This is a genomic window from Streptomyces sp. NPDC038280 (assembly GCF_055600045.1).
Genome location: NZ_JBVJYZ010000015.1, coordinates 25,340 through 46,701, shown reverse-complemented (window position 1 = coordinate 46,701; position 21,362 = coordinate 25,340). Strand labels below are relative to the sequence as shown.

The window sequence follows — 21,362 nt, the reverse complement described above, 5'->3', positions numbered from 1 at the left end:
GGAACGGGAAAGCGGGAGCCGTCCTCTGGCCCTGTGGTTGTATCCATGAATAGGGTTCACGTATGAATATTGACGGCAGTGCGCTGCTGCTCGAGGACGTCCGGCTTACCCCGATCCTCATCTCCGATCCCCCTCTGCTCAACACTCAGGGCGTCCATCAGCCCTACACCCCCAGGCTGATCGTGGAAGTAGTGACGCGCGGCGGCGTCACGGGCGTGGGGGAGACCTACGGGGACGGGAGGTATCTGGAGCCCGCCCGGGCGCTCGCCGAGGCGCTGCCCGGGCACTCGGTCACGGACGTGAACGCCCTGTTCTCCATGGCGGAGACGGTGTGCGGCGACTCACGGGCCGTGGACGTCCGGGTCGAGGCGGGCGGACTCCGCGGTGTGCAGACCGCGGACAAGCTGCGGCTCTCCGTCGTCTCAGCCTTCGAGGTCGCCTGCCTCGACGCTCTGGGCAAGACCCTGGGCCTGCCCGTCCACGCGTTGCTCGGCGGAAAGGTCCGCGACTCGGTGGAGTACAGCGCGTACCTCTTCCACCGCTGGGCCGAGCACCCGCCCGGCGTGCCGGCCGAACGGGACGACTGGGGAGCCGCTCTCGACCCGGCGGGCGTCGTGGAGCAGGCGCGCCGCTTCGCGCGCGTGTACGGCTTCGGCTCCTTCAAGCTCAAGGGCGGAGTCTTCGAACCGGACCGGGAGATCGCCGCCGTCCGGGCGCTCGCCGAGGCCTTCCCCGGCCGGCCCCTGCGGCTCGACCCGAACGGCGCCTGGTCCGTCGAGACCTCGCTGTACGTCGCCCGCGAACTGGAGGGCGTCCTCGAGTACCTGGAGGACCCGGCGAGCGGAACCGAACGGATGGCGAAGATCGCGGCCCGCACGGACGTGCCGCTCGCCACCAATATGTGCGTGACCACCCTCGCCGAGATCCCCGAGGCGTTCACGCGCGGCGCCGTGCGGGTGGTCCTCTCCGACCACCACTACTGGGGCGGTCTGCACAGGACGCGCGAACTGGCCGCGATCTGCCGCACCTTCGGGATCGGGCTCTCCATGCACTCCAACACCCACCTCGGCATCAGCCTCGCCGCCATGACACAGGTCGCCGCCACGGTCCCCAACCTCGACTACGCCTGCGACAGCCACTACCCGTGGCAGACCGAGGACGTGATCACCGCCCGGCATGTCTTCCGCGACGGCCGGCTCACCGTCTCGGACGCGCCCGGGCTCGGTGTCGAGCTGGACCGCGAGAGGCTCGCGGCGCTCCACCGCCGCTGGCTGGAGGACGACGGCGCGATGCGGGAGCGTGACGACGCGGCGGCGATGCGGACGGCGGATCCCGGGTGGGTGGCGCCCGCGATCCCGCGCTGGTGACGCCCGCGGACCTCTGCCGGTGGCGTCACGCGTGACATTGCACCGGCACTCCGCCATTCATGAGCGCCATGTCACCGAACACCATGACCGGATCCAGCGGCGAGCCTTCCGGCAGCCCGTCCAGCTCCGCGTACGCCCGGTGCAGATTCGCCACCAGCCGCTCGCTCTCGCGCCACGCGCCGAACTCGCCGAGATCCGCTCCGAGCGCGGTCTCGAGCGGGGTGAGCCCCTTGGCGTGCCCCTCCGCGGCGAGCTCGCCGACGTACCGCAGATAGCGCTCGGTCGCGTCGTACGCGGAGGGATCGGTGACGGCGCCGTGCCCGGGCACGACCGTTTCCGCGTCCAGCGACCGCAGCAGTTCCAGCGCCCGCAGCGAGCCCCGCAGGGAACCCATGGGCAGGAAGGGCGTACCGCCGTGGAAGATCAGATCGCCGCTGAACACGACCCCGTGCTCCGGCAGATGGACGATCGAATCGCCGGTGGTGTGCGCGACGCCGGGGTGCAGTACCCGCACCTCCAGCTCGCCGATGTGCAACGTGAGCCGTTCGCTGTACGTCACCGTCGGCGGCACGAGCCGGATGTCCCCGAAGTCCGTCTGCGGCCATACGAGATGGAGCTGGTGCCCTGCCGCGATCTGCTCGGCGCGGCAGGACTCGTGCCCCACGACGACGGCCTCGGGCGCGAACACCGCGTTGCCGTACGTGTGGTCACCGTGGTGGTGGGTGGAGACGATCATCCGGGGCAGCGGGGCTCCGCTGCCCACGAGCGCGTCACGCAGCAACCGGGCGCGCCGCTCGGTCGCGGCCGTGTCGACGAGAAGGGTGCTGCCCGCGTCGCTGATGAACCCGGCGTTGTTGAGACACCAGCCGCCGTCGGGCTGGACATATGCGTGCACCCCCGGCGCGAGCAGGACGGGATACGGGTCGTCGGCAGGCACGGATTTCCCCCGGGGAGACAGTCAACTGGTGGGAGGAAGCCTGCCAGTTGAGGAACCGCCGGGGGAAGTGGTCCGGAAGCCGGGGGAGTGGATCCGGGAAGGGTCAGTGATCGTCCCAATGGCCGTCGTGAGCCGCGTGCCGGTGGCCGTCGTGGACGTAGTCGACATGGTCCCCATGCTCGATGGCCGGATGCCCGCAGCCGTCGCCGTGCTCGTGGGCGTGTCCGCTGTGCGCGGTGTGCTCGCCCGGCTCGCACTCGTCCCAGTGCCCGGAGTGCTCGCGGTGCACATGCCCGTCGTGGACGTAGTCGACATGGTCGCCGTGTTCGACGGCCGTGTGGCCGCAGGTGGGGCCGTGCGCGTGCTCGTGCGTGGGGTGTTCGTGGTGGAGAAGGGTCATGACCGAGCCTCTGCAGGGATGGGGGATCGAACGACACTTCAAGGCTAGTCCTGAATGTGGCATTCGTCCGAGTTCCACCCCTGCGCGGCGGCGAACATCTCGCCGTACTCGGCCGACCAGCGGCCGAGCGCTTCGATCGGCTCCAGGAGACTGCGCCCGAGCTCGGTCAGCCCGTACTCCACCCGGGGCGGGGACTCCCGGCCGACGCGCCGCTCCACCAGCGCGTACCCCTCGAGCCGCCGGAGCGTCTCGGTGAGCACCTTGGCGCTGATGCCGCCGATCAGAGTCCGCAGCTCACCGTGGCGCCGGGGGCCGCCGCTCAGCGCGAAGACGACCACCGGATTCCAGGTGTTGGCCAGCAGGTCGAAGCCGAGCCGGGCCCGGCAGTCCGCGAGCATCCTGTCCACAACTCCGCCCTCCCCAGGGCCGTTGGGAACCATTCGGTAACCCCCGCCCCCTCTAGCGTCCTGTCACGTCACAGCACGCGGTCACACCGCACGCTACGCGAGTGAGGGAACGGACATGCGCATAGGCATTCTCGGCACCGGGAACATGGCGGAGGCCCTCGGCGGCCAGTGGGCGCGAGCCGGCCACGAGATTCTCCTCGGCGGCCGCTCGCCCTCTCGTACGGAAGCACTGGCCCGCCGAATCGGGGCCCGGGCGGGCTCGTTGGCCGACGCGGCCACCTTCGGCGACGCGACGCTGGTGGCTCTGCCGTACGGCGCCGTGCTCGGCGCCCTCGCCGGGGCCGGGGATCTGAGCGGCCGGACCCTGATCGACTGTACGAACGCGATCGGCCCGGGCTTCACGCTCACGACCGAGCCGGGCCGGGGCGCCGCCCGCGTCCTCGCGGAGGCGACCGGCGCCCATGTCGTCAAGGCGTTCAACCTCTGCACGCCCGCCGTCTGGCGCCTCACCCCGCCGGCCTTCGCGGACGGTCCGCTCGCCGTCCCCCTGTGCGGGGACGACGAGGTCTCCCTGGAGCGCGTGCGCACTCTGGTCCGGGACATGGGCTGCGTTCCGCTCGCCGTGGGAGGACTCGAACGGGCGGATCTGCTGGAGGCCACGACGGCCTTCCTCGTGGGCCTGTGGCTCAGCGGCGAGGAACCCCGCCCGATGCTGCCCCCGCTCGCGGCGCTGTCCGACTGACCCGTCCGACTGACCTGTCCGAGTGCCCTGTCCGACGGACGGTCCAGGGAGGGTCCGAGCGGCCCGCTCGGCTTGCGGGAGCGCGAGGTGCGCCCGAGGGTCGGACCATGAAGGCGATCAGCTACAGCCGCTACGGCGGTCCCGAGGTCCTCGAGCTCGGTGTGCGCCCCGAGCCGAAAGTCGGGCCCGACAGCGTCCTGGTGAGGGTGCGCGCGGCGGCCGTGAACCCGGTCGACTGGAAGTGCCAGGCCGGCCATCTCGAAGGGATGATCGACGCCGTCTTCCCTGTCATTCCCGGCTGGGACGTCTCCGGCGTGGTCGTCCGGCCCTTCCCGGCGGTCACCGAGTTCGCCGTCGGGGACGAGGTCATGGGCTATGTACGCGAGGACTTCCTGTGCCGGGGCACCTTCGCCGAGTACGTGGCCGCGCCCGTACGCACCCTGGCCCGTAAGCCGCGCAACCTCTCCTTCGAGGAGTCCGCCGGCCTGCCGCTCGTCGGCCTCACCGCCTACCAGGTCCTGCGCGCCCTCGCGGTGCGTCCGGGGGAGACCGTCCTGGTGCACGCGGCGGCCGGCGGCGTCGGGGCGATGGCCGTGCAGCTCGCCCGGCACATGGGCGCCAGGGTCATCGGCGCCGTACGCCCCGGACGCGCGGAGGGGCCGCGGCAGGTCCGCGCGCTCGGCGGAGAGCCCGTCGTCTACGACGACACCCTCGCCGAGCAGGTCCGCTCGCTCGCGCCGGGCGGTGTGGACGCCGCGTTCGACACCATTGGCGGCCCCTACCTCACGGGCACACCCGAGCTGCTCGCGCCGCAGGGGCGGCTCGCCTCCATCTCGGACGGCCAGGTGCTCTCCCTGGGCGGCCTCTACTGCTGGGTGCGTCCCGACGCCGCCGACCTCGCCGCGTTGGCGGACCTCGCCGAACAGGGCGTCCTGACCGTACCGATCGCCAAGACCTTCCCGCTGGAGGAGGCCGCCGAGGCCCAGCGCGCCAACGCGGTCGGCGGGCTGCACGGCAAGGTCGTCGTCACCGTCGACTGGGACGACTGACCCGCGCAGGAGCGCTTTGGACCGCGGCGGCCGGGGCGAACGCGGCCGCGCGCTCTGGACCGCGGCGGCCAGGGCGAACGCGACCGGAGCGCTGTCAGACCACCACGGCCACGGCGAACGCCGCCAGCGCGATCGTGCATCCCGTCGCCAGGACGGCGCCCCGGAACGTCAGCGCGCCGGGCCTGCTCGCCCCCAGGGCCTCAATACGCCGGTGTGCGACCAGCAGGAACGCCAGCCAGACCAGGACGCACAGCGCCGCCCCCACGCCCCCGGCCGGCGTGATCCCGCCATGGATCGCCTGCTTCGCCGCCAGGATCGCCGCCACCGTGCACGACAGCGTCGTACGCCGCCAGGCCAGCCGGGTGCGCTCCGGCTGGAGTCCCGGATCGCGCGGTTCGGGCTCGCCCCTCACCCGGTCCAGCCGAAGATCACGACCACCACCATGGCCACGGCGACGACGCCGACGGCCAGCGAGAGCAGTACGGGGAAGCGCGACACCGGCAGGTCCTGCCCGCGCCGCATCGCCCGCTCGCACCTCACCCAGTGGTTCACCGCCCGCAGGGCGCACAGGCCGCCGGCGGCCAGCAGCACGAGCGCCAGGCCGACGCGGACGCCCCACCGCAGGTCCGGCAGGAACTGGTCAACGGCGAATCCGCCGCCGACGAGCGCGAGCGCCGTGCGTATCCAGGCCAGGAAGGTGCGCTCATTGGCGAGGGAGAACCGGTAGTCGGGCGTCTCGCCGTCGTCCCGGATCCGCTGCGGCGCGAACCACAGCCGCAGGCTCTGCACGAATTCGCTCACCTGTGCACTTTATCCGGCGGATCGCACCCCCGCCCGCCTCCGTCCCCACCCGGCCGCGCAACGGGTCCTCACCCGGTCGCGCCGCATGTCGTGACCCGGCCGCGCTCTGGCCCTCACCCCGTCCGGTGGGCCCGCAGCCGCTCGTACGCCGCGAGGCCGTCCGGAACCCACTCCCACTCGGTGAGGCGGCGCGCGAGCTCGGACTCCGGCAGAAAGGCGTGCCAGGCGACCTCCTCGGCCTGCGGGTTCACCGGCAGCTCGCAGCGCACCTCGTAGACGGCGGACCACCAGCTGTGTTCGCCGTCCGGCGACTCGTAGAGGAACGTGAGCAGGGGCACCGGGCGCGGCAGGCCGGTGACGCCCAGCTCCTCCTCCGCCTCACGCAGGGCGGCGGCGTCGTAAGTCTCGCCCGCGCCCACGACACCGCCGACGAACATGTCGTACAGCGACGGGAAGACCAGCTTGGTCGGGGTGCGACGGTGGACGAAGACGCGCCCGTCGGCGTCCCGGGCCTGGATGAAGACGCAGCGGTGGCGCAGGCCGCGCGCGTACACCTCTCCGCGCGCGGCCTGCCCGATCACCTCGTCGTACTCGTCGACGACGTCCAGAATTTCGTCAGCGGGGTTCATGAGCCCATCTCATCACCGGCCGGGGCGGATCAGCGGGGAGGCAATCAGTCGGGGCGGACCGGCCGGGGGCGGACCGGCCGGTCGGATCAGCGGCCCACGACGCGGTCGACGGTCGGGCCGGTGGTCCAGCCCCCGTCCACCGCCAGCTCCGCGCCCGTCATGTACGAGGCCGCGTCGGAGAGCAGGAAGACCACGGCGCCGGAGATCTCCTCGGCCTCGCCGACGCGGGCCATCGGAACGCCGGGGAACTTCCCCTCACCCCGCTGGATACCGATGGGGGCCGTCATCGGCGTGTAGGTCATGCCGGGGTGCACGGAGTTGACCCGGATCCCCGCCGTGCCCAGCTCCACCGCACCGATCTTCGTCAGACCCCGCACGCCCCACTTGGACGCGCCGTAGCCCGCGGTCATCGCCAGTCCCATCAGGCCGGCCGCGGAGGAGATGTTGACGATCGAGCCGCCGCCGTTCTCCCTCATGGCGGGGATCACGGCCTTCATACCGATGAAGACACCGGTGAGGTTGATGTCGAGGACGCGGCGGAAGTGCTCCACCGACTCGGTCTCCAGGAGGGAGCCCGCGGCGGTGCCGGCGTTGTTCACCAGGCCGTGGAGGCGGCCGAACTCGCCGGTCGCGTACGCCACGGCGCGCTGCCAGTCCTCCTCCGACGTCACGTCGTGGTGCAGGAAGCGGGCGTTCGCGCCGAGCTCCGCGGCCGTGGCCCTTCCGTCCTCGTCGAGGACGTCGGTGATCACGACGAGCGCGCCGGCGCCGACCGCCCGCCGCGCGGCGGCCGCGCCCAGGCCGCGGGCGCCTCCGGTGATGAGGACGGTCTTGCCGGTGAGGTCGTTCATGCGTGGTCCCTTCGCACGTGGTGGCGGGCTGTGTGGTCTTCGCATGCCGGGCTGTCGGGTGACGCGTCGTCGCGGCCCGGGCCGTCCGGTTCGGGGGCGACGGGCGCCGGGCCGTCGCCCCCGCGGACGCCGTTCGTGCGAACGGCGACCGGGCGGCCGCCGGCGCGGGGAACCGGCGCCCCGAGCAGCGCCGCGGTGGTTTCGACGAGATCGGCGAGGAAGAGGGCCTCACCGGTCAGCGGCTCGCTGCCGTCGAGGTACTGCCGTGCCCGGTCGGCCATCGCGGCCCCGATCATCGTGAGCGCCAGATCGAGCCGCTCCAGCCGCAGGGGCTCGGGCAACGGGCCCACCAGATGGGCCCCGAGACGTTCGATCAGCCGCCAGTACGCCGTTCCGGCGAGGGTGGGGTGCGGGGTTCCGCCGCGCACCCCGCTCTCGTGGCTGAGCTGGGCGGAGATCCGCAGGCACCAACGGCCCCGCTCGGTGCGCAGTTCGGACGCCTCGGCCGTGATGAGCGTGGTGAGCAGGCCCCGGACGTCATCGTCGGCGCCGTCGAGCAGCGGAGCCAGCACCTGTTCCGTGCGGGCCTGACGGCCGGCCATCACGGCGGCGAGAAGACCGCCGCGCGAGCCGAAGTGATATTGCACAGCGGAAGGGTTCGCCTGCCCGGCCAGCGCCACGATGTCCCGCATCTGCGCGCCGTCGACCCCCTGCGCCGCGAAGATCTCCTCCGCCGCACGGATCAGCTTCTCCCGGGTCTCGGCCCCGAACGTCCTCGCCATGAACACCAGTCTAATGCCCGGCATTAGCAAAGGGGAGAGGCAGAACCGGTTGACGGGCTACTGCCGGGTATCGAAGATCGGACCACCTCCCGGAAGGACGTGGACCATGGCGTACGACGCCGATGTGATCGTGATCGGGGCAGGCCTCGCGGGCCTGGCCGCGGCGGCGGAACTCGTCGATGCCGGACGCACCGTGATCCTTCTCGACCAGGAGCCCGAACAGTCCATGGGCGGCCAGGCGCACTGGTCCTTCGGAGGCCTGTTCCTCGTCGACTCGCCCGAGCAGCGCCGGATGCGGATCAAGGACAGCCACGCCCTGGCGCTCCAGGACTGGCTCGGCACCGCCGGCTTCGACCGCGACGAGGACCACTGGCCGCGGCGCTGGGCGGAGGCGTACGTCGACTTCGCGGCGGGCGAGAAGCGCGCCTGGCTGCACGCGCAGGGCGTGCGCTTCTTCCCCGTCGTCGGATGGGCCGAGCGCGGCGGGTACGACGCCAACGGACACGGCAACTCGGTGCCGCGCTTCCACATCACCTGGGGGACCGGGCCCGGCATCGTCGAGCCCTTCGAGCGGCGGGTCCGCGCGGGAGTGGCCAAGGGGCTGGTCCGGCTGCGGTTCCGCCACCGGGTCACCGGCCTGAGCCGCACCGGCGGCGTGGTCGACACGGTGAGCGGCGAAATCCTGGAGCCGTCCGCGGCGACCCGCGGCGCCGCCAGCAGCCGGGAGGTGGCCGGCGCCTTCGAGTACCGCGCGCAGGCGGTGATCGTCACCTCCGGCGGCATCGGCGGCAACCACGACCTCGTACGGTCCCAGTGGCCCGAGCGGCTCGGCACACCGCCCCGGCGGATGCTCTCCGGAGTCCCCGCCCACGTCGACGGCCTGATGCTCGGCATCGCGGAACGCGCCGGCGCACACCACATCAACCGCGACCGCATGTGGCATTACACCGAGGGCATCGAGAACTGGAACCCGATCTGGGCCCGGCACGGCATCCGTATCCTGCCCGGCCCGTCGTCCCTCTGGCTGGACGCGCGCGGCAGGCGGCTGCCCGTCCCGCTCTTCCCCGGCTTCGACACGCTCGGCACCCTCGAACACATCACGCGCACCGGCCACGACCACACCTGGTTCGTCCTCGACCAGAGGATCATCGGCAAGGAGTTCGCGCTCTCCGGATCCGAGCAGAACCCCGACCTGACGGGCAGATCGGTCCGCGGAGTCATCGGACGCGCCCGCGCCGAAGTCCCGGGGCCGGTCAAGGCGTTCATGGACCACGGCGTCGACTTCATCGTCGAGAAGGACCTGTCCGCGCTCGTCCGCGGCATGAACGCGCTCACCGGGGAGCCGCTGATCGACGAGGCGGAACTGCGCCGCGAGGTCGTCGCGCGCGACCGGGAGATCGCCAACCCCTTCACCAAGGACCTCCAGATCACGGCGATCCACGGGGCCCGCAGATACCTCGGCGACAAGCTGATCCGCACGGCGACCCCGCACCGGATCCTCGACCCGAAGGCCGGCCCGCTGATCGCCGTCCGGCTCAACATCCTGACCCGCAAGTCGCTCGGAGGCCTGGAGACCGACCTGTCCTCTCGGGTCCTGACGGCGGACGGGACGCCCCTGGCCGGCGTGTACGCGGCGGGCGAGGCGGCCGGCTTCGGCGGCGGAGGCGTACACGGCTACCGGTCCCTGGAGGGCACCTTCCTCGGCGGCTGCCTCTTCTCCGGCCGCACGGCCGGCCGCGCGGCGGCGAAGGCGGTGGGCTAGCCCCGGCCCGCACGTCGGCCCCTGCACGCATCTCGGCCCGGCCCGCACGTCGGCCCCTGCCCGCACCCCGGCCCGCACTTCGGCTCCGGTACGGGGCGTGGGCCGGGGCGGCGACGGTGTGAGCCGGGTGACCCCTACCCCTCTTCCCGCTCCTCCCCGCGCCGTTCCACCACCCGGAAGCGTTCCGCGACCACCAGGGTCGTGTCGTCGACCGTGAACTCCGGGTCGCCCAGCGCCTCCCGCATCTCCGCGCTGTGCCAGAACCGCTCGTGGGTCGCACGCCACTCGGCGACCGTCGCGTATCCCTCGCCCTCGTCCAGCGCATGCGCCAGGTCGACCTCGCCGAGCGGCAGCACGCGCACCTCGGTCACCTCCACGACCGCGACCTCGCGGCCGTCCGAGTCGATCAGCGCCGACCGTTCGCCGACCGGAGGGAGTTCCTCGTCCTCGATCTCGTACTCGGCGAGCAGACCGGTCGTCGAGACCTTCTCGCCGGACAGCACGGCCGCGACGAGCTGATCGCGCAACGGCCCCGGGAAGGCGAGCAGAAGGGGCTTCAGGGCTTCATGGCTGGACATGCGTGCCAGTCTGGCAGCGGGCCGCCCAGGTTGTCCGCCCGGCTGAGACGTCCGCCCGACCGGACGCCTGACCGGACGCCTCACCGACGAGAGTCCGCCCACCCGGACGTCGGCCCGGCAGGATGTCCCATCCAGACGCCCCGGGGCGTGCGCCGAATATGACGGAACTCTGACGAAGCGCCACCGCCCCTGGCCCTCCGCCTCCCCCGGTGTTCGAATCGACCCGTGACCCCACCCCGTGACGCGCCCCCGGACGACCCCCGGGACCGCGAAGGCCCGCCCATCGGCCGCCGGCTCCTGCTGTCCATGCTCGGACTGGGCGCCGCCGGCGTCGTGTCCGCCCCGTACCTCCAGCGCGGCCTCGAGTCCTTCCTCGGCTCCGCCTCCGGCAAGGACCCCACCGGCCTGACCGGCCTGCTGCCCAACGGCGGTGGCTTCCGGTACTACTCCGTCGCCGCCTCGGTACCCCGCAAGGGGGAGGGCGACTACCGCCTCACCGTCGACGGCCTCGTCGAGCGGCCCGCGCACCACACGCTGGCGGACCTCATGAGGCTGCCCCGCACGCGGCTGGTCCAGGACGTCCAGTGCGTCACCGGCTGGCGCGTCCCCGGGACGCCCTTCGAAGGCGTACGGCTCTCGCACCTGCTCGACGCGGCAGGAGTGCGCCCGGGGGCCGGGGCGGTCCGCTTCACCTGCTTCGACGGCGCGTACAGCGAGAGTCTGACCCTCGAACAGGCCCGCCGTCCCGACGTCCTGGTGGCGTTGCGCATGCGGGACCAGCCGCTCAGCCACGCACACGGCGGACCCGTCCGCCTCTATGTCGCCCCGATGTACTTCTACAAATCGGCGAAATGGCTCTCCGGCATCACCGTCACACGTGACGTGCGACCCGGCTACTGGGAGGAGAGGGGTTATGACGTCGACGCCTGGGTCGGCCGGTCCAACGGCCGAAGCGACACCCCGACCGTCTGAACTCCCGGAGCGCGTGGAGCGTTTCGGCCGCCCGCAGCGTCTCGTCCACGCCGCCACAGCCGCCCTGACACTGCTGTGCGTCGTGACGGCAGCCGCGCTGTACGTGCCCCAGCTCGCCGAACTCGTCGGCCGCCGCGCCGCCGTGGTCACCGTCCACCGGTGGGCCGGGCTGCTCCTGCCCGTACCGCTCCTCCTCGGCCTCGCCTCACGCGTGCTGCGCGCCGATCTGCGCCGGCTGAACCGGCTCGGCTCGCCCAAGTTCAGCAAAGGCCAGAAGCTGTACGCGGGGTGGATCGCCGGGGCCGTCCTCGTGATGCTCGGCACCGGGCTGCTGATGTGGTTCACCGGTCTCGCCCCGCTCGTGTGGCGCACGGGCGCGACCTTCGTCCACGACTGGCTGGCCCTCGCGGTCGGCATCGTGGTCGCCGCGCACATCGGAAAGGCGCTCGCCGATCCGGAGGCACGCCGGGGCATGCGCACCGGATCGGTCGAGCGCCAGTGGGCCCACGACCGGCACCCCGGATGGCTACAGGACGAGTGACAGCAGCAGGACGAAGACGATGCCGACCACCGAGATGATCGTCTCCATCACCGACCAGGTCTTGATCGTCTGGCCGACGGTCATTCCGAAGTACTCCTTCACCAGCCAGAACCCGGCGTCGTTCACATGGCTGAAGAAGAGCGAACCGGCACCGATCGCCAGGACGAGCAGTGCCGCGTGCGAGGTCGACATGTCGGCGGCGAGCGGCGCCACCAGACCGGCCGCCGAGATCGTCGCCACCGTCGCCGAGCCGGTCGCCAGCCGGATCGCCACCGCGATCAGCCAGGCGAGGAGCAGCGCGGGGATCGACCAGTTCTTGGAGAAGTCGAGGACCATCTGGCCGACGCCCGCGTCGATCAGCGTCTGCTTGAAGCCGCCGCCGGCGCCGACGATCAGCAGCACGCCCGCGATCGGGGCGAGGGACTTCTCGACGGTCGAGGAGAGCCGGTCCTTGGTGAAGCCCGCGGCCCGTCCCAGCGTGAACATGCCGAGCACGACGGCCGCGAGCAGCGCGATCAGCGGCGAGCCGATGACGTCGGTGACCTTCTGCAGACCGTGGTCCGGGTCGTCGACCACGATGTCCACCAGGGCCTTGACCAGCATCAGGACCACGGGCAGCAGCACGGTGACGACGGTGGCGGCGAAGCCGGGTCGGCGCTCCAGATCCTCGGAGGGGCGCTGCGGCACCATGCGGTCGGGTGCCTGGATGTCGACCCACCGTGCGGCGTACCGGGAGAAGAGCGGACCCGCGATGATCACCGTCGGTATGGCGACCAGTACGCCCAGGGCGAGGGTGACCCCGAGGTTGGCGCCGATGGCGTCGATGGCGACGAGCGGGCCGGGGTGCGGCGGGATCAGCCCGTGCATCACGGAGAGTCCGGCCAGCGCCGGAATGCCGATCCGCATCAAGGAGTAGTTGCCGCGCTTGGCGACGAGGAGCACCACCGGGATCAGCAGCACGATGCCGACCTCGAAGAAGAGCGGCAGCCCGATGACGGAGGCGATCAGCACCATCGCCCAGGGCATGGCCCGCCCGCTCGCCCTGGCCAGGATGGTGTCCACGATCTCGTCCGCGCCACCGGAGTCGGCCAGCAGTTTGCCGAGGATCGCGCCGAGTGCGATCAGCACGCCGACGCTGGCGACCGTCTTGCCGAGACCGGTGGTGAAGGACTCCAGGGTCGCCGCGAGCGGCGCCCCGGCGAAGACGCCCAGCGCCAGCGACCCGATGGTCAGGGCCAGGAAGGCGTGCAGCTTGAACGTGGTGATGAGCAGGACGATGACGGCGATGCCCGCGAGCACGGCGATGCCCAGCTGCGCGTTGCCGGCCGAGGTGATCGGCTCGGCCGCGTCCGCTGCCAGCGTCTCGACGCTGAGACTGGTCACGGTGATTCCTTAGCTTGTGAGCGCGCGCAGCGCGGCGACGGCCCGTTCGGTGATTTCTTCAGGTGTGCCGGAGACATCGACGGCGACGCCGGCCTCGTCGTCCTGCAGGGGTTGCAGGGTGGCGAACTGGGAATCGAGCAGCGCGGCGGGCATGAAATGGCCCCGCCGCTCGGACATCCGGCGCTCGATCAGCTCCCGGTCACCGGTCAGATGGAGGAAGACCGCGCCGGGGGCGGCCGCGCGCAGCCGGTCCCGGTAGATCCGCTTCAGCGCGGAGCTGCTCACCACGCCGCCGAGCCCGGAACGCCCGTGCGCCCAGGCGCCGATGGCGTCGAGCCAGGGGCCCCGGTCGTCGTCGTCCAGCGGGACGCCGGCCGACATCTTGGCCACGTTGGCCGCCGGGTGGAAGTCGTCGCCCTCGGCGTACGGGACGCCCAGGGCCTCGGCGACCAGCGGACCGATGGTGGTCTTGCCGGTCCCGGCGACGCCCATCACGACGACGACCGGAGGGCCGGCAAGAGGGGTGGTGCTCATGGGGCAGTGCCTCGCTGTCTTCTTCGACCTCGACTTCCGTCGCGCATATGAAACCCATTGGGTACGACGTATTCAAGAGCCTGTGACAATAAAGTCATACTTTTTATGGCCGCAGTGAGCTCCCGCATAGGCTGAGCCCATGACGACACCGGCCCAGGGGCTCCATACGCACGTGCTGGCCACCCTGGGCCTGGCGATCACCGCGGGGGAGTACCCGCCGGGCAGCGTGCTGCGCACCGACGAGCTGGCCCAGCGCTTCGACGTCTCCCGCACGGTGGTCCGCGAGGTCGTGCGCGTACTGGAGTCCATGCACCTGGTCGAGTCCCGCCGCCGCGTCGGTGTGACCGTCCTGCCCACCGAGCAGTGGAACGTCTACGACCCCCAGGTCATCCGCTGGCGGCTGGCCGGCGCCGACCGCCCCCGCCAGCTGCGCTCCCTGACCGTCCTGCGCTCCGCGGTCGAGCCGGTCGCCGCCGGACTCGCCGCCGTCCACGCCACCCCCGAGCAGTGCCGCGAGCTCACCGAGCACGCGCTCGGCATGGTGGCCACCTCGCGCGGCCGCCAACTGGAGGCGTACCTCGTGCATGACATCGCCTTCCACCGGGTCGTCCTCAACGCCTCCGGCAACGAGATGTTCGCGCGGCTCGGCGATGTGGTCGCCGAGGTGCTCACCGGCCGTACGCACCACCAGGTGATGTTCGAGGATCCCGATCCCGCCGCCGTGACCCTCCATGTCCAGGTCGCCGAAGCCGTACGCGAGCGGGACGCGGCCCGCGCCGAGGAGCTGACCCGGCAGATCGCCGTCGGCGCGCTCCACGAGCTCGACGTCCTGGCTCCGTAAGGCCCTTCGGGCGTCGGCGGGCACCCGGTCACGCCTGCCGTAAACCACCCGGTAACCTCAAAAACACCTCAGATCTGCCCGTACGTGACATTGGCCACTGCCAAAATCACGGTTCACCCGTGACTATGTGCGCTGGCCCTCCGCCGCGCGCGATGACCACCCCTCATCACGCGGCGACACGGCCGGGTACCGCAATCCCCTCACGAAGGCGAACAACTCCATGAGTGACCGCACGCTCACTGCGGCCGACCACACGCTGTCCGCCACCGCACCGGCGGCCCCAGCGTCCCCCCACATCGACGCCGGTGACGCCGGGTACCGCAAGGACCTGAAGTCACGGCACATCAACATGATCGCCATCGGCGGCGCCATCGGCACCGGCCTCTTCCTCGGCGCCGGTGGCCGGATGGCGAACGCCGGACCCTCCCTCTTCATCGCGTACGCGGTCTGCGGAGTCTTCGCCTTCTTCGTGGTGCGCGCCCTCGGCGAGCTGGTCCTGTACCGCCCCTCCTCCGGAGCCTTCGTCTCCTACGCCCGTGAGTTCATGGGCGAGAAGGGCGCCTACACGGCGGGCTGGCTGTACTTCCTGAACTGGTCGACCACCGCCATCGCCGACATCACCGCGGCTGCCACCTACGCCCACTTCTGGGCCATGTTCAGCGACGTCCCGCAGTGGGTCCTGGCCCTGATCGCCCTCGCGGTGGTCCTCGCCGCCAACCTCATCTCGGTGAAGTACTTCGGCGAGATGGAGTTCTGGTTCGCGATCATCAAGGTCGGCGCACTCGTCGCCTTCATGCTGATCGGCATCTTCCTGGTCGTCACCCAGCACGAGATCGGCGGCCACACTCCGGGCCTCGCCACCATCACGGACAACGGCGGCATCTTCCCCAGCGGCGTGATGCCGATGCTGCTCCTGGTCCAGGGCGTCGTCTTCGCCTACGCCTCCGTCGAGCTGTGCGGCGTCGCCGCCGGTGAGACCGAGAGCCCCGAGAAGATCATGCCGAAGGCGATCAACTCGATCATGTGGCGTGTCGGCCTGTTCTACGTCGGCTCGGTCGTCCTGCTCGCCCTGCTGCTTCCGTACACCGCGTACTCCGGCGACCAGAGCCCCTTCGTCACCGTCTTCGAGAAGCTCGGCATCCCGGGCGGCGCCGGCGTGATGAACCTCGTCGTCCTCACGGCCGCGCTCTCCAGCCTCAACTCCGGTCTCTACTCCACCGGCCGCATCCTGCGCTCCATGTCGCTGTCCGGCTCCGCGCCCAAGTTCACCGGCGTCATGAACAAGGGCGGCGTGCCCTACGGCGGCATCCTGCTGACCGCGGGCTTCGGTGTCCTCGGTGTCGTACTGAACTACCTCATGCCGGGCGACGCCTTCGAGCTCGTTCTCAACTTCGCCTCCATCGGCATCCTCGGCACCTGGGCCATGATCATGGTCTGCTCGCTGCTGTTCTACCGCCGCTCCAAGGAGGGCAAGGTCACCCGCCCCGGCTACAACCTGCCCTGGGCGCCGTACACGCAGATCGTCACGCTCGGCTTCCTCGCCTCCGTGGTCGTCCTGATGTGGATGGACGGCGGCATCGGCCGCACCACCGTCGCCTGCCTGCCGCTCATCGCGGTCATGCTGGTCGCCGGCTGGTACCTGGTCCGCAAGCGCGTCGCGCGGACGGCCGCCCCGCACAACGACTGACCCGGGCGCATCACGCAAGGCCCCTGCGGGAGATCGCTCCCACAGGGGCCTTTCGCGTGCCATGGCACGTGATAGTGGTACCGAACAGCTTGCCGAGGAAGGGAAGACGCGATGCCGCAGCAGGTCCAGGGAGTTGTCGCCCCCGGAAGGAACGAACCGGTGCGGGTGGAGACGATCGTCATCCCCGACCCGGGCCCCGGTGAAGCGGTGGTCGGGATCCAGGCGTGCGGGGTCTGTCACACCGATCTGCACTACAAGCAGGGAGGCATCAACGACGACTTCCCCTTCCTGCTCGGCCACGAGGCCGCGGGCATCGTCGAAGAGGTCGGCGAGGGCGTCACCGACGTCGCCCCGGGCGACTTCGTGATCCTCAACTGGCGTGCGGTGTGCGGCCGCTGCCGGGCCTGTCTGCGCGGCCGGCCCTGGTACTGCTTCGACACCCACAACGCCCGGCAGAAGATGACCCTCCTCGGAGGCACCGAGCTCTCGCCCGCCCTCGGCATCGGCGCCTTCGCCGAGAAGACGCTGGTCGCCTCCGGGCAGTGCACCAAGGTCGACCCCGCCGTCGCGCCCGCTGTCGCCGGCCTCCTCGGCTGCGGCGTCATGGCCGGCATCGGCGCCGCCCTCAACACCGGCAACGTCGGCCGCGGCGACTCGGTCGCCGTCATCGGCTGCGGCGGGGTCGGCGACGCGGCCGTCGTCGGCGCCAGGCTCGCGGGCGCGGCCCGGATCATCGCCGTCGACATCGACGACCGCAAGCTGGAGACGGCGAAGGCCATGGGCGCCACGCACACCGTGAACTCCCGCACCACCGACCCCGTCGAGGCCGTACGCGCACTCACCGGCGGCTTCGGCGCCGATGTCGTCATCGAGGCCGTCGGCCGCCCCGAGACCTACCAGCAGGCCTTCTACGCCCGCGACCTCGCCGGCACGGTCGTCCTCGTCGGCGTACCCACCCCGGAGATGAAGCTCGAACTGCCCCTCCTCGACGTCTTCGGCCGCGGCGGCTCCCTGAAGTCCTCCTGGTACGGCGACTGCCTGCCCTCCCGCGACTTCCCGATGCTCATCGACCTGCACCAGCAGGGCCGCATCGACCTCGGCGCGTTCGTCACCGAGACCATCGGGCTCGGCGACATCGAGAAGGCCTTCGCCCGGATGCACGAGGGCGACGTCCTGCGCTCGGTGGTGGTGTTCTGATGACCGCCCGCATCGACCGACTCGTCACCTCCGGCACCTTCAGCCTCGACGGGGGCACCTGGGACGTCGACAACAACGTCTGGATCGTCGGTGACGACGCGGAGGCGATCGTCATCGACGCCGCCCACGACGCCCCCGCGATCCTCGCCGCCCTCGGCGGACGCGCCCTGCGGGCCATCGTCTGCACCCACGCCCACAACGACCACATCGACGCGGCCCCCGCCCTCGCCGCCGCCACCGGCGCCCGGATCCTGCTGCACCCCGACGACCAGCCGCTGTGGAAACAGACCCACCCCGGCCACTCGCCCGACGGCGACCTCGCCGACGGCCAGACCCTCACAATCGCCGGCACCGACCTGACCGTGCTCCACACCCCGGGCCACGCGCCCGGCGCGGTCTGCCTGTACGCCCCCGACCTCGGGACGGTCTTCACCGGGGACACGCTCTTCCAGGGCGGCCCCGGCGCCACGGGCCGCTCCTTCTCCGACTTCCCGACGATCATCGACTCGATCCGGGACCGGCTGCTCACCCTGCCCCCGGACACCGTCGCCCGCACCGGGCACGGCGACACCACCACGATCGGTGCCGAAGCGCCTCACCTGGAGGAATGGATCAAGCGAGGCCACTGAGCCGCAGCCGGCTCTCGAACCGCCGTGGCTCGCCCGAGACCGGGTCGGCGAACTCCAGTGTCCGCGCGAGCAGTTGCAGCGGACGCGTGAAGTCCTCCGGCCCGTCGTCGGCCACCACCGGATAGACCGGGTCGTTCAGGATCGGCACACCCAGCCGGTTCATATGGACCCGCAGCTGATGGGTGCGGCCGGTGGCCGGCAGCAGCCGGTACCGGCCGAGCCCGCCCGCGTGCCCGATGAGCTCGACGCGGCTCTCGCTGTTCGGCTCGCCCGGCTCCTCGCGCGCCGCCATGACCCCGCGCTCCTTCACGATCCTGCTGCGCACCGTCACCGGCAGCGCCAGAGCCGGGTCGTACGGTGCCACCGCCTCGTACACCTTGCGCACCGCCCGGTCCCGGAACAGCGTCTGATACGCCCCCCGGTCCTCCGGGCGGACGACGAACAGCACCAGGCCCGCCGTCAGCCGGTCGAGACGGTGCGCGGGCTGCAACCGCTGCAGACCCAGATCGCGGCGCAGCCGGGCCAGCGCCGTCTCGGTCACATGCCGCCCGCGCGGCATCGTCGCCAGGAAATGAGGCTTGTCGGCGACGACGATCCGCTCGTCCCGGTACACGATCCCGATCCCGAACGGCACCGGAACCTCGGGCGGGAAGTCGCGGTGGAACCACAGACGCATCCCCGGCCGGTACGGCTCCCCGGCCGTGACCGGCCCGTCCGTACCGACGAAGCGGCCCTCGCTCAGCATCGCGTCGACCCGGTCCACGCCGATGGCACCGGCGAACCGCTCGACCAGATGGTCACGGACCGTCGCCCAGGCGCCCCCGGGATCCTCGGGCAGCCGGAGCCGCGCCGGGTCGATCCCGGCCCGCTGGGGAAGCGGCGCCTCGGGGGTCCGCGTTCTGCGTCTCACCCGGGAACGATATCCGCCGCCCCACGGCGGCCGCCGGTCAGCGCATCGCCACCGTCAGCAGGAACACCGAGTCCTCCAGCGCCTCCACCGTGTGCGCCGACACCGGCACCACCAGCAGATCCCCGTCGCGGCCCTCCCACACGTGTCCCTCGGCGTCGAGCCGGATCCGCCCGGTCCGCACCAGCACCGTCGCCTCCCCGGCGGGGGTCTCGTGCTCGCTCTGCGTGCTCCCGGCCGTCATCGCGACGACCGTCTGCCGCAGGATCCGCTCGTGGCCGCCCACCACGGTGGTCGCACTGCGCCCGGACGCCGCCGCCTGCGCCGCCTTCAGCTGCTCCCGGCCCACGGCCTCCAGAGAGAACTTCTCCACGTCCATGCCTCCTTGCCTCTCATTCCTCGTGCGGAAACGCGCTGTGCCACGCGCCACGACCGTACGTACGTACCCCGATCACCCGGCACTGCCACACCGGCGCGCGGGTCGACGGGAATCGAACGGGAGGGGGGAAGGGCGGGCCGTGGGCCGAACGGACGCACCGCAGCGGGCCCGGGAACACAGAAAGACCGGCCGGGCCCGAGGGCCCGACCGGTCTTCGCATGGTGTCCGAGGGGGGACTTGAACCCCCACGCCCGATAAAGGGCACTAGCACCTCAAGCTAGCGCGTCTGCCATTCCGCCACCCGGACAAGGTGTCTGTCTCGCGGCCCTGCGGCCGTTCCGACGTGGAAAACCATAGCAAACATTCAGAGGTGCCTGATCACCCCCCGGTCACCTCCCCTTCGCCCCCGCCAGGGGCCCGCCCGGGGCCCGTGTGACGGGCCTGTGTCAGGACAGGGCCGCTCTTGGGTCCCGGGGCGGCGCGCGGGAGGATGTGGGGGACCACCAGCAGTGACAGTGGGAGGAAGCAGCGTGAGCGAGTCGAACACGGCCCGGAGCGGCAACGGCGAGACCGCCGAGAACGAGGTCGTGGACCTCTGTCGCGACCTCATCCGCATCGACACCAGCAACTACGGAGACCACTCCGGCCCGGGGGAGCGGGCCGCGGCCGAGTACGTCGCCGAGAAGCTGGCCGAGGTCGGCCTCGATCCGAAGATCATCGAGTCCCACAAGGGGCGCGCCTCCACCGTCGCCAGGATCGAGGGTGAGGACCCGTCCCGGCCGGCCCTCCTCATCCACGGCCACACCGACGTCGTTCCGGCCAACGCCGAGGACTGGACCCACCACCCCTTCTCCGGCGAGATCGCCGACGGCTGTGTCTGGGGTCGGGGCGCCGTCGACATGAAGGACATGGACGCGATGACCCTCGCGGTCGTCCGGGACCGGATGCGCAGCGGCCGCAAGCCCCCGCGCGACATCGTGCTCGCGTTCCTCGCCGACGAGGAGGCCGGCGGCACCTACGGAGCCCGGTACCTGGTCGACAAGCACCGGGACCTCTTCGACGGCGTGACCGAGGCGATCGGCGAGGTCGGCGGCTTCTCCTTCACCGTCAACGAGAACCTGCGCCTCTATCTCGTCGAGACGGCGCAGAAGGGCATGCACTGGATGCGCCTCACCGTCGAGGGCACCGCCGGCCACGGCTCGATGACGAACAACGACAACGCGATCACCGAGCTCTGCGAGGCCGTCGGACGGCTCGGGCGCCACCAGTGGCCGGTGCGGATGACCAAGACCGTCCGGTCCTTCCTCGACGAGCTCTCCGACGCGCTGGGCACTCCGCTCGACCCGGAGGACATGGAGGCCACCCTCGCCAAGCTCGGCGGCATCGCCAAGATGATCGGCGCCACCCTGCGGAACTCGGCCGCGCCGACCATGCTCGGCGCCGGGTACAAGGTCAATGTCATCCCCGGCCAGGCCACCGCCCATGTCGACGGCCGCTTCCTGCCCGGTTACGAGGACGAGTTCCTCGCCGACCTCGACCGGATCCTCGGACCGCGAGTGAAGCGTGAGGACGTGCACGGCGACAAGGCCCTGGAGACCAGCTTCGACGGCGACCTCGTGGACGCCATGCAGCTGGCGCTGCGGGCCGAGGACCCGATCGCCAGGGCCGTGCCGTACATGCTCTCCGGCGGTACGGACGCCAAGTCCTTCGACGACCTCGGCATCCGCTGCTTCGGCTTCGCACCGCTCAAGCTGCCGCCGGAGCTGGACTTCGCCGGAATGTTCCACGGCGTGGACGAGCGTGTTCCCGTGGACGGGCTGAAGTTCGGTGCGCGCGTACTCGACCGTTTCATCGACGCCTCCTGACAACGCCCCACGTCAGGGCTCCGAAATTCGGCCGTGCGTACGCCCGTTACCGGAAAGGGTGAATGAACTCATAAGCTCGTAGCCTGATTACTTCCCCCTCGTTACAGGTGGTGCGGTCCGCG

At 71.3% G+C, this 21,362-nt stretch carries 23 protein-coding genes, 1 tRNA gene and 1 pseudogene; 11 read left to right on the top strand and 14 right to left on the bottom strand.

The features are described from left to right. Positions 1-62: 62 nt before the first annotated feature. Complete coding sequence (locus ACZ7J0_RS25975) at positions 63-1,367, top strand: glucarate dehydratase family protein (protein WP_470891211.1); 1,305 nt, start codon at positions 63-65, stop codon at positions 1,365-1,367. A gap of 25 nt (positions 1,368-1,392) precedes the next feature. Here ACZ7J0_RS25975 and ACZ7J0_RS25970 read toward each other — a convergent pair whose 3' ends face one another. From ACZ7J0_RS25970 to ACZ7J0_RS25960, 3 genes are all read right to left on the bottom strand, one after another. Further along, positions 1,393-2,304, bottom strand: coding sequence for an MBL fold metallo-hydrolase (locus ACZ7J0_RS25970; protein ID WP_470891210.1), 912 nt, complete (start codon positions 2,302-2,304; stop codon positions 1,393-1,395). Positions 2,305-2,407: 103 nt separating this feature from the next. Continuing rightward, positions 2,408-2,704, bottom strand: coding sequence for a hypothetical protein (locus tag ACZ7J0_RS25965; RefSeq protein WP_470891208.1), 297 nt, complete (start codon positions 2,702-2,704; stop codon positions 2,408-2,410). Positions 2,705-2,748: 44 nt separating this feature from the next. Continuing rightward, complete coding sequence (locus ACZ7J0_RS25960) at positions 2,749-3,102, bottom strand: winged helix-turn-helix transcriptional regulator (RefSeq protein WP_470891408.1); 354 nt, start codon at positions 3,100-3,102, stop codon at positions 2,749-2,751. A 124-nt stretch (positions 3,103-3,226) separates the two neighbouring features. On the opposite strand from ACZ7J0_RS25960, the gene ACZ7J0_RS25955 reads away from it, so the two are divergent. Both ACZ7J0_RS25955 and ACZ7J0_RS25950 read left to right on the top strand, forming a co-directional pair. Next, positions 3,227-3,853, top strand: a complete 627-nt coding sequence (locus ACZ7J0_RS25955; protein ID WP_470891206.1) for an NADPH-dependent F420 reductase — start codon at positions 3,227-3,229, stop codon at positions 3,851-3,853. 107 nt (positions 3,854-3,960) lie between these two features. After that, on the top strand, positions 3,961-4,902 hold the full coding sequence (locus ACZ7J0_RS25950; RefSeq protein WP_470891204.1) for an NADP-dependent oxidoreductase: 942 nt from the start codon (positions 3,961-3,963) through the stop codon (positions 4,900-4,902). Between the two features lie 94 nt (positions 4,903-4,996). On the opposite strand, the gene ACZ7J0_RS25945 is transcribed toward ACZ7J0_RS25950, so the two are convergent. The 5 genes and pseudogenes from ACZ7J0_RS25945 to ACZ7J0_RS25925 all read right to left on the bottom strand — a co-directional run. After that, a complete protein-coding gene (locus ACZ7J0_RS25945; protein WP_470891202.1) occupies positions 4,997-5,314 on the bottom strand; it encodes a DUF202 domain-containing protein in 318 nt (105 codons plus the stop codon). Beyond that, positions 5,311-5,703 carry a YidH family protein gene (locus ACZ7J0_RS25940; protein WP_468709512.1) on the bottom strand — a complete coding sequence of 131 codons (393 nt, stop codon included), beginning with the start codon at positions 5,701-5,703 and terminating at the stop codon, positions 5,311-5,313. Before ACZ7J0_RS25940 ends, ACZ7J0_RS25945 begins: the two co-directional genes overlap by 4 nt. A 113-nt stretch (positions 5,704-5,816) precedes the next feature. After that, positions 5,817-6,332 carry an NUDIX domain-containing protein gene (locus ACZ7J0_RS25935; protein ID WP_470891200.1) on the bottom strand — a complete coding sequence of 172 codons (516 nt, stop codon included), beginning with the start codon at positions 6,330-6,332 and terminating at the stop codon, positions 5,817-5,819. A gap of 86 nt (positions 6,333-6,418) precedes the next feature. Then, the gene (locus tag ACZ7J0_RS25930) at positions 6,419-7,183 is read right to left on the bottom strand and encodes a glucose 1-dehydrogenase (RefSeq protein ID WP_470891199.1); all 765 of its coding nucleotides are present in this window, start codon (positions 7,181-7,183) and stop codon (positions 6,419-6,421) included. Between the two features lie 158 nt (positions 7,184-7,341). After that, positions 7,342-7,965, bottom strand: a pseudogene (locus tag ACZ7J0_RS25925) (TetR/AcrR family transcriptional regulator); the annotation flags it as partial. Positions 7,966-8,071: 106 nt separating this feature from the next. Between ACZ7J0_RS25925 and ACZ7J0_RS25920 the strand changes: the two are divergent. Continuing rightward, on the top strand, positions 8,072-9,727 hold the full coding sequence (locus ACZ7J0_RS25920; RefSeq protein WP_470891198.1) for an FAD-binding dehydrogenase: 1,656 nt from the start codon (positions 8,072-8,074) through the stop codon (positions 9,725-9,727). A 134-nt stretch (positions 9,728-9,861) separates the two neighbouring features. On the opposite strand, the gene ACZ7J0_RS25915 is transcribed toward ACZ7J0_RS25920, so the two are convergent. After that, on the bottom strand, positions 9,862-10,305 hold the full coding sequence (locus ACZ7J0_RS25915; RefSeq protein WP_470891197.1) for an ASCH domain-containing protein: 444 nt from the start codon (positions 10,303-10,305) through the stop codon (positions 9,862-9,864). 225 nt (positions 10,306-10,530) lie between these two features. Here ACZ7J0_RS25915 and ACZ7J0_RS25910 point away from each other — a divergent pair, with 225 nt between their 5' ends. Both ACZ7J0_RS25910 and ACZ7J0_RS25905 read left to right on the top strand, forming a co-directional pair. Next, positions 10,531-11,277, top strand: coding sequence for a molybdopterin-dependent oxidoreductase (locus ACZ7J0_RS25910; RefSeq protein ID WP_470891196.1), 747 nt, complete (start codon positions 10,531-10,533; stop codon positions 11,275-11,277). Continuing rightward, on the top strand, positions 11,219-11,818 hold the full coding sequence (locus ACZ7J0_RS25905) for a cytochrome b/b6 domain-containing protein (RefSeq protein WP_470891195.1): 600 nt from the start codon (positions 11,219-11,221) through the stop codon (positions 11,816-11,818). The genes ACZ7J0_RS25910 and ACZ7J0_RS25905 overlap by 59 nt, the downstream gene beginning before the upstream one ends. Here the strand turns inward: ACZ7J0_RS25905 and ACZ7J0_RS25900 are convergent. Beyond that, complete coding sequence (locus ACZ7J0_RS25900) at positions 11,804-13,201, bottom strand: GntP family permease (RefSeq protein WP_470891194.1); 1,398 nt, start codon at positions 13,199-13,201, stop codon at positions 11,804-11,806. The two genes, ACZ7J0_RS25905 and ACZ7J0_RS25900, sit on opposite strands and share 15 nt — an antisense overlap. Positions 13,202-13,210: 9 nt before the next feature. Beyond that, the gene (locus tag ACZ7J0_RS25895; protein WP_470891193.1) at positions 13,211-13,735 is read right to left on the bottom strand and encodes a gluconokinase; all 525 of its coding nucleotides are present in this window, start codon (positions 13,733-13,735) and stop codon (positions 13,211-13,213) included. 139 nt (positions 13,736-13,874) lie between these two features. Between ACZ7J0_RS25895 and ACZ7J0_RS25890 the strand changes: the two genes are divergently transcribed. From ACZ7J0_RS25890 to ACZ7J0_RS25875, 4 genes are all read left to right on the top strand, one after another. Further along, positions 13,875-14,576, top strand: a complete 702-nt coding sequence (locus tag ACZ7J0_RS25890) for a FadR/GntR family transcriptional regulator (RefSeq protein WP_470891192.1) — start codon at positions 13,875-13,877, stop codon at positions 14,574-14,576. 220 nt (positions 14,577-14,796) lie between these two features. Then, positions 14,797-16,263, top strand: coding sequence for an amino acid permease (locus ACZ7J0_RS25885; RefSeq protein WP_470891190.1), 1,467 nt, complete (start codon positions 14,797-14,799; stop codon positions 16,261-16,263). Positions 16,264-16,374: 111 nt separating this feature from the next. After that, complete coding sequence (locus ACZ7J0_RS25880) at positions 16,375-17,460, top strand: S-(hydroxymethyl)mycothiol dehydrogenase (RefSeq protein WP_470891188.1); 1,086 nt, start codon at positions 16,375-16,377, stop codon at positions 17,458-17,460. Further along, on the top strand, positions 17,460-18,089 hold the full coding sequence (locus ACZ7J0_RS25875; RefSeq protein ID WP_470891186.1) for an MBL fold metallo-hydrolase: 630 nt from the start codon (positions 17,460-17,462) through the stop codon (positions 18,087-18,089). The genes ACZ7J0_RS25880 and ACZ7J0_RS25875 overlap by 1 nt, the downstream gene beginning before the upstream one ends. Here the strand turns inward: ACZ7J0_RS25875 and ACZ7J0_RS25870 are convergent. From ACZ7J0_RS25870 to ACZ7J0_RS25860, 3 genes are all read right to left on the bottom strand, one after another. Then, the gene (locus ACZ7J0_RS25870; protein ID WP_470891184.1) at positions 18,073-18,999 is read right to left on the bottom strand and encodes an RluA family pseudouridine synthase; all 927 of its coding nucleotides are present in this window, start codon (positions 18,997-18,999) and stop codon (positions 18,073-18,075) included. The two genes, ACZ7J0_RS25875 and ACZ7J0_RS25870, sit on opposite strands and share 17 nt — an antisense overlap. 37 nt (positions 19,000-19,036) lie before the next feature. Then, positions 19,037-19,375: a cupin domain-containing protein gene (locus ACZ7J0_RS25865; RefSeq protein WP_470891182.1), complete on the bottom strand. Its 339-nt coding sequence runs from the start codon at positions 19,373-19,375 to the stop codon at positions 19,037-19,039. A 219-nt stretch (positions 19,376-19,594) separates the two neighbouring features. Then, positions 19,595-19,682: transfer RNA gene (locus ACZ7J0_RS25860), tRNA-Leu, on the bottom strand. Positions 19,683-19,905: 223 nt separating this feature from the next. On the opposite strand from ACZ7J0_RS25860, the gene ACZ7J0_RS25855 reads away from it, so the two are divergent. Further along, positions 19,906-21,240 (top strand): M20/M25/M40 family metallo-hydrolase, encoded by a 1,335-nt coding sequence (locus ACZ7J0_RS25855; protein ID WP_470891181.1) that lies wholly within the window; start codon positions 19,906-19,908, stop codon positions 21,238-21,240. Positions 21,241-21,362 lie beyond the last annotated feature (122 nt).